This is a genomic window from Salmonella sp. NW722 (genome assembly GCF_051702785.1).
Lineage (GTDB): Bacteria > Pseudomonadota > Gammaproteobacteria > Enterobacterales > Enterobacteriaceae > Salmonella > Salmonella enterica.
This window is the reverse complement of sequence record NZ_JAMMIN010000011.1, coordinates 1-15026: the sequence shown is the minus strand read 5'-3', so window position 1 is coordinate 15026 and position 15026 is coordinate 1. Positions and strand designations below refer to the sequence as shown.

The 15026-nt window shown below is 52.3% G+C and carries 13 protein-coding genes; 10 read left to right on the top strand and 3 right to left on the bottom strand.

Annotated elements, in window-relative coordinates; translation table 11 throughout:
- The 3 genes from tatB to tatD are packed head-to-tail and all read left to right on the top strand — an operon-like array spanning position 1 to position 2155.
- The gene (gene tatB, locus NA330_RS21385) at positions 1-549 is read left to right on the top strand and encodes a Sec-independent protein translocase protein TatB (RefSeq protein WP_000459612.1); all 549 of its coding nucleotides are present in this window, start codon (positions 1-3) and stop codon (positions 547-549) included.
- A gap of 2 nt (positions 550-551) precedes the next feature.
- Positions 552-1331, top strand: a complete 780-nt coding sequence (tatC, locus tag NA330_RS21380; protein ID WP_000257554.1) for a Sec-independent protein translocase subunit TatC — start codon at positions 552-554, stop codon at positions 1329-1331.
- Between the two features lie 41 nt (positions 1332-1372).
- The gene (gene tatD, locus NA330_RS21375) at positions 1373-2155 is read left to right on the top strand and encodes a 3'-5' ssDNA/RNA exonuclease TatD (RefSeq protein WP_023241746.1); all 783 of its coding nucleotides are present in this window, start codon (positions 1373-1375) and stop codon (positions 2153-2155) included.
- A gap of 7 nt (positions 2156-2162) precedes the next feature.
- Here the strand turns inward: tatD and rfaH are convergent, their stop codons facing one another.
- The gene (gene rfaH, locus NA330_RS21370; RefSeq protein ID WP_001192410.1) at positions 2163-2651 is read right to left on the bottom strand and encodes a transcription/translation regulatory transformer protein RfaH; all 489 of its coding nucleotides are present in this window, start codon (positions 2649-2651) and stop codon (positions 2163-2165) included.
- A 185-nt stretch (positions 2652-2836) separates the two neighbouring features.
- Between rfaH and ubiD the strand changes: the two genes are divergently transcribed.
- From ubiD to NA330_RS21355, 3 genes are all read left to right on the top strand, one after another.
- A complete protein-coding gene (gene ubiD / locus NA330_RS21365) occupies positions 2837-4315 on the top strand; it encodes a 4-hydroxy-3-polyprenylbenzoate decarboxylase (protein WP_000339760.1) in 1479 nt (492 codons plus the stop codon).
- Between the two features lie 85 nt (positions 4316-4400).
- Complete coding sequence (gene fre, locus NA330_RS21360; RefSeq protein ID WP_000209832.1) at positions 4401-5102, top strand: NAD(P)H-flavin reductase; 702 nt, start codon at positions 4401-4403, stop codon at positions 5100-5102.
- Between the two features lie 253 nt (positions 5103-5355).
- Positions 5356-7179, top strand: a complete 1824-nt coding sequence (locus NA330_RS21355; protein ID WP_000669892.1) for an aryl-sulfate sulfotransferase — start codon at positions 5356-5358, stop codon at positions 7177-7179.
- A 196-nt stretch (positions 7180-7375) separates the two neighbouring features.
- Here NA330_RS21355 and fadA read toward each other — a convergent pair whose 3' ends face one another.
- Together fadA and fadB are read right to left on the bottom strand one after the other, a co-directional pair.
- The gene (fadA, locus tag NA330_RS21350) at positions 7376-8539 is read right to left on the bottom strand and encodes an acetyl-CoA C-acyltransferase FadA (protein WP_000438783.1); all 1164 of its coding nucleotides are present in this window, start codon (positions 8537-8539) and stop codon (positions 7376-7378) included.
- Between the two features lie 9 nt (positions 8540-8548).
- A complete protein-coding gene (gene fadB, locus NA330_RS21345) occupies positions 8549-10738 on the bottom strand; it encodes a fatty acid oxidation complex subunit alpha FadB (protein WP_023241747.1) in 2190 nt (729 codons plus the stop codon).
- Positions 10739-10927: 189 nt separating this feature from the next.
- Between fadB and pepQ the strand changes: the two genes are divergently transcribed.
- The 4 genes from pepQ to hemG are packed head-to-tail and all read left to right on the top strand — an operon-like array spanning position 10928 to position 14920.
- Entirely contained in the window at positions 10928-12259 is a 1332-nt protein-coding gene (gene pepQ / locus NA330_RS21340) for a Xaa-Pro dipeptidase (RefSeq protein WP_000444529.1), read from the top strand.
- Positions 12259-12873 carry an IMPACT family protein gene (locus tag NA330_RS21335; RefSeq protein WP_000378897.1) on the top strand — a complete coding sequence of 205 codons (615 nt, stop codon included), beginning with the start codon at positions 12259-12261 and terminating at the stop codon, positions 12871-12873. The genes pepQ and NA330_RS21335 overlap by 1 nt, the downstream gene beginning before the upstream one ends.
- Positions 12874-12911: 38 nt before the next feature.
- Positions 12912-14363, top strand: a complete 1452-nt coding sequence (trkH, locus tag NA330_RS21330) for a Trk system potassium transporter TrkH (protein WP_000545688.1) — start codon at positions 12912-12914, stop codon at positions 14361-14363.
- Between the two features lie 11 nt (positions 14364-14374).
- Positions 14375-14920 carry a menaquinone-dependent protoporphyrinogen IX dehydrogenase gene (gene hemG, locus NA330_RS21325; RefSeq protein WP_000853982.1) on the top strand — a complete coding sequence of 182 codons (546 nt, stop codon included), beginning with the start codon at positions 14375-14377 and terminating at the stop codon, positions 14918-14920.
- The last annotated feature ends 106 nt before the right edge of the window (positions 14921-15026 follow it).

Here is a 15026-nt window from a genome sequence, read left to right as displayed (position 1 = left end):
GTGTTTGATATCGGTTTTAGCGAACTGCTGTTAGTGTTCGTTATCGGCCTCATTGTGTTGGGGCCGCAACGATTGCCAGTAGCGGTAAAAACGGTAGCGGGCTGGATTCGCGCGTTGCGATCCCTTGCGACAACGGTTCAGAATGAACTGACTCAGGAACTGAAACTTCAGGAGTTCCAGGACAGTCTGAAAAAAGTCGAAAAGGCGAGCCTGGAAAATCTGACTCCCGAACTGAAAGCATCTATGGATGAACTGCGTCAGGCGGCGGAGTCGATGAAACGCACCTACAGCGCTAACGATCCCGAACAAGCGAGCGATGAAGCGCATACCATCCATAATCCGGTGGTAAAAGGGAACGAAACGCAGCATGAGGGCGTCACCCCTGCCGCCGCTGAAACACAGGCGAGCGCGCCGGAACAAAAGCCGGAGCCCGTTAAAGCTAACGTGCCTGAGTCGACGGAAACCGCTTCCGTAGCCACGATAGACGCCGAGAAGAAATCCGCTGCGCCTGTTGTCGAATCTTCCCCCTCGTCGAGTGATAAACCGTAAACATGGCTGTAGAAGATACTCAACCGCTTATCACGCATCTGATCGAGTTGCGTAAGCGCCTGCTAAACTGCATCGTCGCAGTGCTTCTGATTTTTCTGGCGTTAATTTATTTCGCCAATGATATTTATCATTTAGTCGCCGCACCGCTGATTAAACAGATGCCGCAAGGGGCGACAATGATTGCGACGGATGTGGCGTCGCCGTTTTTTACGCCTATCAAACTCACCTTCATGGTGTCTTTGATCTTATCCGCGCCTGTCATTTTGTACCAGGTTTGGGCCTTTATCGCCCCGGCGCTGTATAAGCATGAGCGTCGTCTGGTCGTACCGCTGCTGGTATCCAGCTCGCTGCTTTTCTACATTGGTATGGCCTTCGCCTATTTTGTCGTATTCCCTTTGGCCTTTGGTTTCCTGACGCATACGGCGCCGGAAGGGGTACAGGTTTCGACAGATATCGCCAGCTATCTTAGCTTTGTTATGGCGCTTTTTATGGCCTTTGGCGTAGCCTTTGAAGTGCCGGTGGCGATTGTGTTGCTGTGCTGGATGGGCATCACCACGCCAGAAGATTTGCGTAAAAAACGGCCTTATATCCTGGTCGGGGCATTCATTGTGGGAATGCTGCTTACGCCGCCAGATGTTTTCTCGCAAACGTTGCTGGCGATACCGATGTACTGCCTGTTTGAAATTGGCGTTTTCTGCTCACGCTTTTATGTCGGTAAGCGACGGACGCGCGACGAAGATAACGAGGCCGAAACCGAAAAGGCCGAGCACACTGAAGACTAAACACAACCGCCCGCCAGGGCGGTTGTCATATGGGGGCAAGCATGTTTGATATTGGCGTTAATTTAACCAGTAGCCAGTTTGCAAAAGATCGTGATGATGTGGTCGCCCGTGCGTTTGCGGCGGGAGTAAAAGGTATGCTACTGACCGGAACGAACATCCATGAAAGTCAGCAGGCGTTAAAACTGGCGCGGCGCTACCCCCATTGTTGGTCGACGGCTGGCGTCCATCCCCATGACAGCAGTCAGTGGTCACCCGCGTCTGAAGACGCCATTATTGCGCTGGCGAACCAGCCGGAAGTCGTCGCTATCGGTGAGTGTGGGCTGGATTTCAATCGCAATTTTTCCACGCCGCAGGAGCAGGAGCGTGCCTTTCAGGCGCAGCTACAAATTGCCGCCGAATTACAGATGCCAATCTTTATGCACTGCCGGGACGCGCATGAGCGATTTCTGGCATTGCTTGATCCCTGGCTGGATAGTCTTCCTGGCGCGATACTGCACTGCTTTACCGGTTCACGCCAGCAAATGCAGGACTGTGTGGACAGAGGACTCTATATCGGTATTACCGGGTGGGTTTGCGACGAACGACGCGGGCTTGAGCTACGTGAACTCTTACCGTTTATTCCAGCGGAAAAGCTACTGATAGAAACCGACGCGCCGTATCTGTTGCCTCGCGATCTTACGCCGAAACCAACGTCACGACGCAACGAGCCCGCGTATCTGCCTCATATCCTGGAACGCATTGCGCTATGGCGTGGTGAAGATCCGCAATGGTTAGCGGCGATGACAGATGCCAACGCCAGAACCTTATTTGAGGTCGTATTCTGAACGATCGCTAAATCTTGCGAAAACCGGTGTTTTTTACGCTCTGCTTCACTTCTTTATTGAGTAAATTAAGCAGTAACATCGAACGCGTTTCGCCATCCGGTTCGGTAAAAATCGCTTTCAGCCCTTCAAATGCGCCTTCCGTGATGATGACGCTATCGCCGGGATAGGGGGTTTCAGGATCGACAACGCCTTCGGGCTTGTAGATAGAAAGCTGATGAATAACGCTGGAAGGCACGATCGCAGGATGCGCGCCAAAGCGCACAAAATGGCTGACGCCGCGCGTGGCGTTGATTGTAGTGGTATGTATCACTTCCGGATCAAATTCAACGAACAGATAATTAGGAAAGAGCGGTTCGCTGACGGAGGTACGTTTTCCGCGTACCATTTTTTCCAGGGTGATCATCGGTGTCAGGCAACTTACCGCTTGTCTTTCGAGGTGTTCCTGAGCACGCTGAAGTTGCCCGCGTTTGCAGTACAGTAAATACCAGGATTGCATAATGACTCTTATCCGCTTGTTCGGGGCGCAAGCATAGCAAAAGCCATGCGCGAAGTTAATTATACACTTCATCCTTTAAGCCGTATCTGGATTAGCGTTGGTTGCCAGAGTTCACGCTAATTTAACAAAAATACAGCATCCCGATGATGAACGCCGTATAATGATGCGCTTACCAAGAGGCTACAATGGACGCCATGAAATATCACGATTTACGCGACTTCCTGACGCTACTTGAGCAGCAGGGGGAACTAAAACGCATCACGCTACCTGTGGATCCTCATCTGGAAATCACGGAAATCGCTGACCGCACGCTGCGTGCCGGTGGACCGGCGTTGCTGTTTGAAAATCCTAAAGGTTACGCCATGCCGGTGCTGTGCAACCTTTTTGGCACGCCAAAACGCGTGGCGATGGGCATGGGGCAGGATGATGTTTCCGCATTACGGGAAGTGGGTAAATTATTAGCGTTTCTGAAAGAACCTGAGCCGCCGAAAGGCTTTCGCGATCTGTTTGACAAGCTGCCGCAGTTTAAGCAAGTGCTTAATATGCCGACGAAACGGTTACGCGGCGCGCCTTGCCAGCAGAAAATCGCGTCTGGCGATGATGTCGATTTAACGCGTCTTCCTGTCATGACCTGTTGGCCGGACGACGCCGCGCCGCTGATTACCTGGGGACTGACGGTAACGCGTGGTCCGCACAAAGAGCGGCAAAACCTGGGCATTTATCGTCAGCAGTTGATAGGTAAAAATAAGCTGATTATGCGCTGGCTGTCTCACCGCGGCGGCGCGCTGGATTTTCAGGAGTGGTTAGCCGCGCGTCCGGGTGAACGTTTCCCGGTCTCCGTCGCATTGGGCGCCGATCCGGCGACGATACTTGGCGCCGTGACTCCTGTTCCCGATACTCTGTCGGAGTATGCCTTTGCGGGCCTGCTGCGCGGCACGAAAACTGAAGTGGTTAAATGCCTTTCTAACGATCTGGAAGTGCCTGCCAGCGCCGAGATTATCCTTGAAGGTTACATTGAGCCGGGAGAGATGGCGCCGGAAGGACCGTATGGCGATCATACGGGCTATTATAATGAAGTGGATAACTTTCCGGTCTTTACCGTCACGCATATTACGCAGCGTGAGGATGCCATCTATCACTCCACCTATACCGGGCGTCCGCCCGATGAGCCTGCGGTATTAGGGGTGGCGCTCAATGAAGTCTTCGTGCCTATTCTGCAAAAACAGTTTCCGGAAATCGTCGACTTTTATCTGCCGCCGGAAGGGTGTTCTTACCGCCTGGCGGTAGTGACGATGAAAAAGCAGTACGCTGGTCATGCGAAACGCGTCATGATGGGCGTCTGGTCGTTTTTGCGCCAGTTTATGTATACGAAATTTGTTATCGTTTGCGATGATGACGTTAACGCACGCGACTGGAATGATGTGATCTGGGCGATTACCACCCGTATGGACCCTGCGCGGGATACGGTGCTGGTTGAAAATACGCCGATTGATTACCTGGATTTTGCCTCGCCGGTCTCCGGGCTGGGTTCAAAAATGGGGCTGGATGCCACAAACAAATGGCCGGGCGAAACCCAACGCGAGTGGGGTCGTCCTATTGTTAAAGATCCTGAAGTTACCGCGCGTATTGATGCGATTTGGGATGAGCTGGCTATCTTTAAATAACTGAAAGCGGACATCGACATTTCAGGCTGTGGCGACTCGGCTTGAAAAATGTCGGTATTGACCCGACACCCGACAGAGGGAGCGCATGACAACCTTAAGCTGTAAAGTGACCTCGGTAGAAGCTATCACCGATACCGTATATCGGGTTCGTTTAGTGCCGGACGCGGCGTTTTCATTCCGCGCTGGTCAGTATTTGATGGTCGTAATGGACGAGCGTGACAAACGCCCGTTTTCGATGGCCTCAACGCCGGACGAGAAAGGGTTTATTGAATTACACATTGGCGCTTCCGAGCTCAATCTGTATGCGATGGCGGTCATGGATCGGATTCTGAAAGACCGGGAAATCGTCGTCGATATTCCGCATGGCGACGCCTGGCTACGTGACGATGAAGAGCGTCCGTTGATTCTGATCGCGGGCGGTACGGGCTTTTCTTATGTGCGCTCCATCCTGTTGACGGCGTTAGCGCGCAACCCGAACCGCGATGTTACCATTTACTGGGGTGGTCGCGAAGAAAAGCACCTCTATGATCTCTCTGAGCTGGAAGCACTCTCTGTTAACCATCCGAATTTGCGTATTGAACCTGTTGTCGAGCAGCCGGAAGAAGGCTGGCGTGGACGTACAGGAACGGTACTTACGGCGGTATTGCAGGATTATGGTACGCTGGCGGGGCACGATATTTATATTGCCGGACGTTTTGAGATGGCGAAAATCGCCCGCGATCTGTTCTGTCATGAGCGTAACGCGCGGGAAGATCGTCTGTTTGGCGATGCGTTCGCATTTATTTAACTATTTTATGGGACGCAGTAGCGTCCCTTTTTACGTTAGCCTACCTAAAAGTCCTCTTAAATATTAATTAATCGTCAACTATAAAACCTTATGATATTGAATATCTACAGGCTTTGTATTGCGTGTAATAAATTAAGTAATATTATGTCCTGAGGCTATCAATAAAAATAGTTAATTATATATGCTTCATTTATTTTTATAAAAGAAACATAAAATGGAAAGTTAGTTATTTATTTATAAGATGGAGAGTGTTATGAAATTTAAATATGCTTTAACTTCTCTCGCATTATCTGTTGCAATTTTGTCATCAGTACCTTCTACTGCTTTCGCCATCGGCGGCGCCAGCGGCGCTAAAGTGGACTATCAGGTCCAGGGAAAAATTGGCGAAGTTGTTATGAACCCCTATGATATCGCGCCGCTAACCGCCGTTATTCGTAATGGCGGTTACCAGTTACGTGACGTGCATGTACGGATTGTCCCCAAAGAAAATGGCCAGGAGATCGCGTATAAAGTTAATAATAAATACCTTTTAACGTATGGCGGTATCCCCGTCTTTGGTCTTTACCCAGATTATGTCAATACCGTTGAAGTTGAATATACAAGAATCCAGGGTAGTAAAACCGAAAATATAAAAGAAAGCTATAAAATGTATGCACCGCCTGCCTATATTGAATCATCGGGTACAAAAGAAGAACAATCAGCACTCTTTACTATCGATGTTAAAAAGGTTTCCCCAGAATTTAAAGATCGCTTGTATCTTTTGAATAATACGAAAGATAAGTCTGGGAATGGAACGCGTACTGTCTGGAACAACCCTACTGGGGGTGCATTAGAATGGAACTTCACTACAGCTAACGCTATTATCGACACCTCCGGTGATATTCGTTGGTTTATGAATCCAAGTTCAATTTATGATTTAAAGTCAATTTATCGTGCTGGCGTTATGATGGGCTTTAAACAAAACCAGGATGGCGCACTATCGTGGGGCTACGGTCAGCGTTATGTGAAATACGATATCATGGGGCGTGAAATCTTTAACCGCCGTCTGCCGGATAATTATAACGATTTTTCACACTCAATGGATAACGCGGCCAACGGTCACTACTTCCTGCGTGTAGCCAGCTCTAACTATAAACGTCCTGATGGGAAAAATGTTCGTACCGTGCGTGATGTGATTGCCGAAGTTGATCAGAACGGCGTGGTAGTGGATGAATGGCGTCTGTTTGATATCCTCGATCCTTATCGTGATGTGATAATGAAAACCCTCGATCAGGGCGCTGTGTGCCTGAATATCGACGCCAGCCAGTCCGGCCATACGTTGAGCGAAGAAGATCTGGCGGCGCTGGATTCCTCCGACAAATTCGGGGATATCGTGGGTAGTGGGGCTGGCCGCAACTGGGCGCATGTCAACAGCGTCGACTATGACAGTGAAGATGATTCCATCATCATCAGCTCCCGCCACCAGAGTGCGATTATCAAAATCGGCCGCGATAAGAAAGTGAAGTGGATACTGGGTACGCCTGCTGGCTGGAAAGCGCCATTTAATGCCGCAATTCTGACGCCTGTGGATAGCAAAGGCCAAAAAATCGCCTGCCAGGACAGTGGCTGCGAGGGTGACTTCGACTGGACATGGACGCAACATACGGCCTTTAAAATTGATAGTAAGAGTAAAGGCGATATCTTATACCTTTCCGCTTTCGACAATGGCGATGGCCGCGGCTTAGAACAGCCTGCTATGCAGAGTATGAAATACAGCCGCTCCGTGATTTACAAAATCGACCAGAAAAACAAGACAGTCCAACAGATCTGGCAATACGGTAAAGAGCGCGGGAACGAGTGGTTTAGCCCGGTAACCTCTATCACCGAGTACCAGACTGACAAGAATTCTGTGTTCGTGTATTCCGCAACAGCAGGTGGTGCGTTTGATTTGTCGGTAGGCGCATTTACCAGCTTGCCTAATCCGTATCTGGAAGAGTTCAAATGGGGAGAAAAAGAGCCTGCGGTTGAAATGCAAATACATGGTGCGCGTGGATATCAGGCTATGCCATTTAGCCTGACCAAAGCGCTTACTGAGTAGAACGGGCCATACGGTGAAAAAACCCGCCCCTGACGGGCGGGAAAAACGGCAACTAAACTGTTTCCCGTCATAATTCGCGCAGCCTCTTTGTTGGCTGCCTTTGCTCACCCCGGGCACATAGTTATCTATGTGCCCGGGGATTCGCTCAGTTGCCGCTGCGCTGCAATGCGAGTTATTTAGGGGATATTATCTTTGATTAAACCCGCTCAAACACCGTGGCGATGCCCTGACCCAGACCAATACACATCGTCGCCAGACCAAACTGCGCGTCTTTGCGCTCCATCAGGTTGATAAGCGTGGTGCTGATACGTGCTCCGGAGCAGCCGAGCGGATGACCAAGCGCGATCGCGCCGCCGTTGAGGTTGATCTTCTCGTCTATCTGCTCCATCAATCCCAGATCCTTAATGCATGGCAGGATCTGTGCGGCAAACGCTTCGTTCATCTCAAACACATCGATATCGCTGGCTGACAGTCCCGCTTTTTTCAACGCCAGTTTTGACGCCGGAACCGGCCCGTAACCCATAATTGACGGATCACAACCCACCACTGCCATTGAGCGAATACGGGCGCGAGGTTTCAGGCCCAACTCACGGGCACGACTTTCGCTCATTACCAGCATGGCGGCTGCGCCATCGGAAAGCGCGGATGAGGTGCCCGCCGTGACCGTGCCACTAACCGGATCAAATGCCGGACGCAGCGTTGATAGCGCTTCGACCGTGGTTTCCGGGCGGATCACTTCATCGTAGCTAAACTGCTTCAACACGCCGTCTGCATCATGACCGCCAGTCGGGATAATCTCCGTTTTGAATGCGCCAGACTGCGTGGCGGCCCAGGCGCGAGCGTGAGAACGCGCGGCGAACTGGTCCTGCATTTCCCGGCTAATGCCGTGCAGGCGGGAGAGCATTTCCGCCGTTAGCCCCATCATCCCTGCCGCTTTGGCGACGTTGCGACTCAGACCCGGGTGAAAATCCACGCCGTGGCTCATCGGCACGTGCCCCATATGCTCCACGCCGCCAACCAGACAAACCTGCGCATCGCCGGTCATGATCATTCGCGCTGCATCGTGTAACGCCTGCATCGAGGAACCACACAGACGGTTGACGGTGACCGCCGGTACCGAATGGGGAATTTCTGCCAGCAGCGCGGCGTTACGGGCAATGTTGAAGCCTTGCTCCAGCGTTTGTTGTACGCAGCCCCAGTAAATATCATCGAGGGTCGCCGCTGTAAGCGACGGATTACGCGCCAGCAGGCTACGCATTAAGTGGGCGGAGAGATCTTCTGCCCGCACGTTGCGAAACGCGCCGCCCTTCGAACGGCCCATCGGGGTGCGAATAGCATCGACAATGACAACCTGTTCCATTGTGACTCCTTAAGCCGTTTTCAGAGAACCAACCGGACGGGCTGGTTCAACCGGGGGATAATACGGTTCGTTATGGCGCGCTTTATTACGCAGCCCTTCCGGCACTTCATACAGCGGGCCGAGGTGTTGATACTGCTGCGCCATATCAAGATATTTCGCGCTGCCCTGTGTATCCAGCCAGCGGAATGCGCCGCCGTGGAACGGAGGGAAGCCCAGGCCGTAGACCAGCGCCATATCGGCTTCCGCCGGGCTTGCGATAATGCCTTCTTCCAGACAGCGAACCACTTCGTTAATCATCGGGATCATCATACGGGCGATTATCTCGTCGTCGCTGAAGTCGCGTTTCGGCTGGCTGACGCTTGCCAGCAGGTCATCCACCGCAGCATCTTCTTCTTTCTTCGGCTTACCCTTGCTGTCTTCTTTATAGCGCCAGAAGCCCAGACCGTTTTTTTGCCCAAAACGGCTGGCGTCAAACAATGCGTCGATCGCGTCGCGATACTCTTTCTGCATCCGTTGCGGGAAGCCTGCCGCCATTACCGCCTGCGCGTGGTGGGCGGTATCAATACCCACCACGTCGAGCAGATAGGCCGGGCCCATCGGCCAGCCGAACTGTTTTTCCATCACTTTATCGACTTTGCGGAAATCCGCGCCGTCGCGCAGCAGTTGACTGAAACCGGCGAAATAGGGGAACAGCACGCGGTTAACAAAGAAGCCGGGGCAGTCGTTGACTACAATCGGTGTCTTGCCCATTTTGCTGGCCCAGGCGACGACTTTGGCAATGGTTTCGTCTGAACTCTTCTCGCCGCGAATGATTTCAACCAGCGGCATCCGGTGTACCGGGTTGAAGAAGTGCATTCCGCAAAAGTTTTCCGGACGTTCCAGGGCGCTTGCCAGTTCGCCAATTGGGATGGTGGAGGTATTTGAGGCCAGCACGGTTTCCGGGCGCACTTTCTGCTCGGTTTCCGCCAGTACCGCTTTTTTGACTTTCGGATTTTCGACTACCGCTTCGACAACAACATCTACGCGATCGAAACCGGCATAATCGAGAGTCGGGTGGATGGTCGAAATGACGCCCGCCAGCTTCAGACCGTCGATCTTGCCGCGCTCCAGCTGTTTGTTCAGCAGCTTGGCCGCTTCGGTCATGCCGAGGTTCAACGATTTATCGTTGATATCTTTCATGATGACCGGTACGCCTTTCCAGGCCGACTGGTAAGCGATACCGCCGCCCATAATGCCCGCGCCCAGTACGGCTGCCTGTTTCGGCGTCTCAATATCTTTGGTCAGCTTTTTGGCTTTACCTTTTACATATTGATCGTTGAGGAAGATACCGACCAGCGCACGAGCCTCATTGGTATGCGCCAGCGGAACAAAGCTTTTATTTTCCAGATTCAGCGCTTCTTCACGACCAAAACGCGCGGCGGCTTCAATGGTTTTCACTGCGGTCATCGGCGCCGGATAATGTTTACCCGCCGTTTGTGCGACCATGCCTTTAGCGATGGTAAAGCTCATCGCTGCTTCAATTTTGCTGAGTTTCAACGGTTCCAGTTTCGGCTGGCGTTTAGCTCTCCAGTCGAGATCGCCGGTAATGGCCTGGCGTAACACCGCTATCGCGCCTTCAATTAGCTTCTCTTGTTTGACCACGCCGTCCACAAGGCCGATTTTCAGCGCGTGCTCAGCACCGACATCTTTACCTGCCGCGATGATCTCCAGCGCGCTGTCTGCGCCCAGCATACGCGGCAGACGAACGGAGCCGCCGAAACCCGGCATGATGCCCAGTTTAGTTTCCGGCAGACCGATACGGAGGTCTGGCGTCGCCAGACGGTAATCGGTGGCCAGCACGCATTCGCACCCGCCGCCCAGCGCATAGCCGTTTACGGCGGCAAGGGTCGGTACGGGTAAATCTTCCAGACGATTAAAGACGCTATTAGCGAAATGCAGCCATTGGCTTAACTGCTCTTCGGGGACGAGGAACAGTGAAAGAAATTCGGTGATGTCCGCGCCGACAATAAAGGCCGCTTTATTCGAGCGCAGCAGCAGCCCTTTTAAATCGTGTTGCTTTTCCAGCACCTCAAGCGCCTGGCCGAGGCTGGCGACGGTTGCGGTGTCGAGTTTATTGACCGAGCCTGAAGCATCGAACACCAGTTCGGCGATGCCATCTTCCAGCCAGTCGAGGTACAGGGTGTCGCCTTTATAAAGCATGTCAGTCTCCTGAATCCACAAGGTGATCTGGTCGTACCAGATGAAGCGAAGTGTGTATTTTGTGTTAATAAAATGCAAATAAATGATTAAAGAAATGCCGATGTGATCACGCTCGGCAGAGATCACGCTCTCGTGGGGCGATGTGCTAAGATGCGGAAACTTGAGGTCAAAAAAGCAGAAGGGTAAAAAATGGAATCACTGGCCGCGCTCTATAAAAATCATATCGTTACCTTACAAGAACGGACGCGCGATGTTCTGGCGCGCTTTAAGCTGGATGCGTTACTTATTCACTCCGGCGAGCTTTTCAATGTCTTTCTCGACGATCACCCTTATCCGTTTAAGGTCAATCCGCAGTTTAAAGCGTGGGTGCCGGTAACTCAGGTTCCAAATTGCTGGCTGTTGGTCGATGGCGTCAACAAACCCAAATTGTGGTTTTATCTGCCGGTCGATTACTGGCATAACGTTGAACCGCTGCCAACGTCCTTCTGGACAGAAGAAGTCGAGGTCGTCGCCTTACCGAAAGCGGATGGCATCGGCAGCCAGCTGCCTGCCGCGCGTGGCAATATCGGCTATATCGGCCCGGTTCCTGAGCGCGCGCTACAATTGGATATCGCCGCCAGCAACATCAACCCGAAAGGTGTTATCGACTATCTGCATTACTACCGCGCCTATAAAACGGATTATGAACTGGCCTGTATGCGCGAAGCGCAGAAAATGGCGGTGAGCGGTCATCGGGCGGCGGAAGAGGCCTTCCGTTCCGGCATGAGCGAGTTTGACATCAACCTGGCGTACCTGACCGCTACGGGACATCGCGATACCGATGTTCCATACAGCAACATTGTGGCGCTGAACGAACATGCCGCCGTGCTGCATTACACGAAACTGGATCATCAGGCACCATCTGAAATGCGCAGTTTCCTGCTGGATGCGGGCGCGGAATACAACGGCTACGCGGCGGATCTGACGCGGACCTGGTCGGCGAAAAGCGATAACGACTACGCCCATCTGGTGAAAGATGTTAACGATGAACAGTTGGCGCTGATCGCTACCATGAAGGCGGGCGTCAGCTATGTGGATTATCATATTCAGTTCCATCAGCGCATCGCGAAGCTGCTGCGTAAACATCAAATCATTACCGACATGAGTGAAGAGGCGATGGTGGAAAATGATCTCACCGGGCCGTTTATGCCGCACGGTATTGGTCATCCGTTGGGTCTGCAGGTACACGATGTGGCCGGGTTTATGCAGGATGATTCCGGTACGCATCTCGCCGCGCCGTCCAAATACCCGTATCTGCGCTGCACGCGTGTGTTACAGCCGCGAATGGTGTTGACCATCGAACCGGGGATTTACTTCATCGAATCGCTGCTAGCGCCGTGGCGCGAAGGGCCGTTCAGCAAGCACTTCAACTGGCAGAAAATTGAAGCGCTCAAGCCTTTCGGCGGTATTCGCATTGAAGATAACGTGGTCATCCACGAAAACGGCGTGGAAAACATGACGCGGGATTTAAAACTGGCGTAATGGACAGTTGGTTAATCCCTGCAGCGCCGGTCACCGTTGTTGAAGAGATCAAAAAAAGCCGCTTTATTACGCTATTGGCGCATACCGATGGCGTAGACGCGGCGAAAGCGTTTGTTGAGTCAGTCAGAGCTGAGCACCCTGATGCGCGCCACCATTGTGTGGCGTGGGTGGCGGGTGCGCCGGACGACTCACAACAACTGGGCTTTTCAGACGACGGCGAGCCGGCGGGAACGGCAGGCAAGCCGATGCTTGCGCAATTGATGGGCAGCGGCGTCGGAGAAATTACTGCCGTCGTCGTGCGCTACTATGGTGGTATTCTGCTGGGTACGGGCGGGCTGGTAAAAGCCTATGGCGGCGGTGTGAATCAGGCATTACGTCAGCTTGCCACACAACGCAAGACGCCATTAACCGAATATACTTTGCAGTGTGAGTACGGTCAGTTGGCCGGAATCGAAGCATTATTAGGACAGTTTGCCGGGAAGATCGTTTCCAGCGATTATCAGGCGTCTGTTCGGCTCAGGGTGGCGCTTCCTTTTGCTCATGTGAATGCATTTTCCACAAAACTGGCGGATTTTAGCCGTGGTTCATTGCAATTGTTAGCGATTGAAGAATAATCCCCACCTCATTTTTAAGAATAAAGGAAGCGGCAGAGATGCATTTTCGCGCCATTACCCGAATCGTTGGACTACTGGTTATCTTATTTTCGGGGACAATGATTCTCCCGGGACTGGTAGCGCTAATATATCGTGATGGCGCAGGAAGAGCGTTCACGCAGACCTTTTTTGTCGCGCTGGCGATCGGTTCCATACTGTGGTGGCCGAACCGTAGGGAAAAGGGCGAGCTGAAATCCCGCGAAGGATTTCTTATCGTGGTGCTGTTCTGGACCGTGCTGGGCAGCGTGGGTGCGCTGCCGTTTATTTTCTCGGAAAGCCCAAACCTCACCATTACCGATGCTTTTTTTGAATCGTTCTCCGGGTTAACCACCACGGGCGCCACTACGCTGGTGGGGCTGGATTCATTACCGCACGCCATTCTCTTTTATCGTCAGATGCTGCAATGGTTTGGCGGTATGGGGATCATTGTGCTGGCGGTGGCGATTCTCCCTATCCTCGGCGTCGGGGGGATGCAGCTCTATCGGGCAGAAATGCCGGGGCCGTTGAAAGATAACAAAATGCGCCCGCGTATTGCCGAGACGGCGAAAACGCTGTGGCTTATCTATGTCTTGCTAACGGTAGCCTGCGCGCTGGCGCTATGGTTTGCAGGGATGCCCGCGTTTGACGCTATCGGACACAGCTTCTCCACTATTGCTATCGGCGGCTTCTCAACGCATGACGCCAGCGTAGGCTATTTTGATAGTCCCACTATTAATACCATCATCGCTATTTTCCTGCTGATCTCCGGTTGTAACTATGGCCTGCATTTCTCTTTATTAAGCGGGCGTAGCCTGAAAGTATACTGGCGCGATCCGGAATTCCGCATGTTCATCGGCGTACAGTTGACGCTGGTGGTGATCTGCACGCTGGTACTGTGGTTCCATAATATCTACGACTCGGCGCTGACAACGCTAAATCAGGCATTCTTCCAGGTCGTGTCTATGGCGACAACGGCAGGGTTTACCACGGACAGCATTGCGCGCTGGCCGCTGTTTTTGCCCGTCTTGCTGCTATGTTCCGCGTTTATTGGCGGTTGCGCCGGGTCAACGGGCGGGGGGTTAAAGGTCATCCGTATTCTGTTGTTGTTTAAACAGGGGAACCGCGAACTCAAACGTCTGGTGCATCCGAATGCCGTTTACAGTATTAAGCTGGGGAACCGGGCGCTGCCAGAACGTATTCTGGAAGCCGTCTGGGGATTCTTTTCTGCCTACGCGCTGGTATTTATCGTCAGTATGCTGGCTATTATCGCTACAGGCGTAGATGATTTCTCGGCTTTCGCCTCGGTAGTGGCTACGCTTAATAACCTGGGACCGGGGCTGGGGGTGGTTGCTGATAACTTCGCCAGTATGAATCCGGTTGCGAAATGGATACTCATCGCCAACATGCTATTTGGTCGTCTGGAAGTATTCACTTTGCTGGTACTTTTTACCCCGACTTTCTGGCGTGAATAATGGAGTAACACGTGAAAACATTGATTCTTTTCTCTACCCGGGACGGACAAACGCGCGAAATTGCCTCTTATCTGGCTTCTGAACTCAAAGAGATGGGGATCTGGGCCGATGTCGTTAATCTGCATCGCGCAGAAGAGCCGGACTGGGATAGCTATGATCGCGTAGTGATTGGCGCGTCTATTCGTTATGGTCATTACCACAGCGCCTTTCAGGAGTTCGTTAAGAAATACGCCACGCGGTTGAACGGAATGCCGAGTGCCTTTTATTCCGTTAACCTGGTGGCGCGTAAAGCTGAAAAACGGACGCCGCAGACTAACAGCTACGCGCGTAAGTTTTTAATGAGCTCTCCGTGGCGACCTGACTACTGTGCCGTCATTGCAGGCGCGCTTCGCTATCCCCGCTATCGCTGGTATGACCGTCTGATGATCAAGCTTATTATGAAGATGTCGGGCGGCGAAACGGATACCAGTAAAGAAGTGGTGTACACCGACTGGGAGCAGGTTGCGCACTTTGCCCGTGAAATAGCCCATTTAACCAACAAATCGTCGGCAAAATAAACGCAAAGAATAAAAAGTGCGCACTCAGAAAATTATTTTAAATTTCCTCTTGTCAGGCAGAAATAACTCCCTATAATGCGCCACCACTGACACGGAACAACGGCAC

Excerpts from the sequence above, each read along its gene's own strand:
- tatC (WP_000257554.1), top strand. The coding sequence starts at position 552 with ATGGCTGTAGAAGATACTCAACCGCTTATCACGCATCTGATCGAGTTG.
- tatD (WP_023241746.1), top strand. The coding sequence starts at position 1,373 with ATGTTTGATATTGGCGTTAATTTAACCAGTAGCCAGTTTGCAAAAGAT.
- rfaH (WP_001192410.1), bottom strand. The coding sequence starts at position 2,651 with ATGCAATCCTGGTATTTACTGTACTGCAAACGCGGGCAACTTCAGCGT.
- ubiD (WP_000339760.1), top strand. The coding sequence starts at position 2,837 with ATGGACGCCATGAAATATCACGATTTACGCGACTTCCTGACGCTACTT.
- fre (WP_000209832.1), top strand. The coding sequence starts at position 4,401 with ATGACAACCTTAAGCTGTAAAGTGACCTCGGTAGAAGCTATCACCGAT.
- NA330_RS21355 (WP_000669892.1), top strand. The coding sequence starts at position 5,356 with ATGAAATTTAAATATGCTTTAACTTCTCTCGCATTATCTGTTGCAATT.
- fadA (WP_000438783.1), bottom strand. The coding sequence starts at position 8,539 with ATGGAACAGGTTGTCATTGTCGATGCTATTCGCACCCCGATGGGCCGT.
- fadB (WP_023241747.1), bottom strand. The coding sequence starts at position 10,738 with ATGCTTTATAAAGGCGACACCCTGTACCTCGACTGGCTGGAAGATGGC.
- pepQ (WP_000444529.1), top strand. The coding sequence starts at position 10,928 with ATGGAATCACTGGCCGCGCTCTATAAAAATCATATCGTTACCTTACAA.
- NA330_RS21335 (WP_000378897.1), top strand. The coding sequence starts at position 12,259 with ATGGACAGTTGGTTAATCCCTGCAGCGCCGGTCACCGTTGTTGAAGAG.
- trkH (WP_000545688.1), top strand. The coding sequence starts at position 12,912 with ATGCATTTTCGCGCCATTACCCGAATCGTTGGACTACTGGTTATCTTA.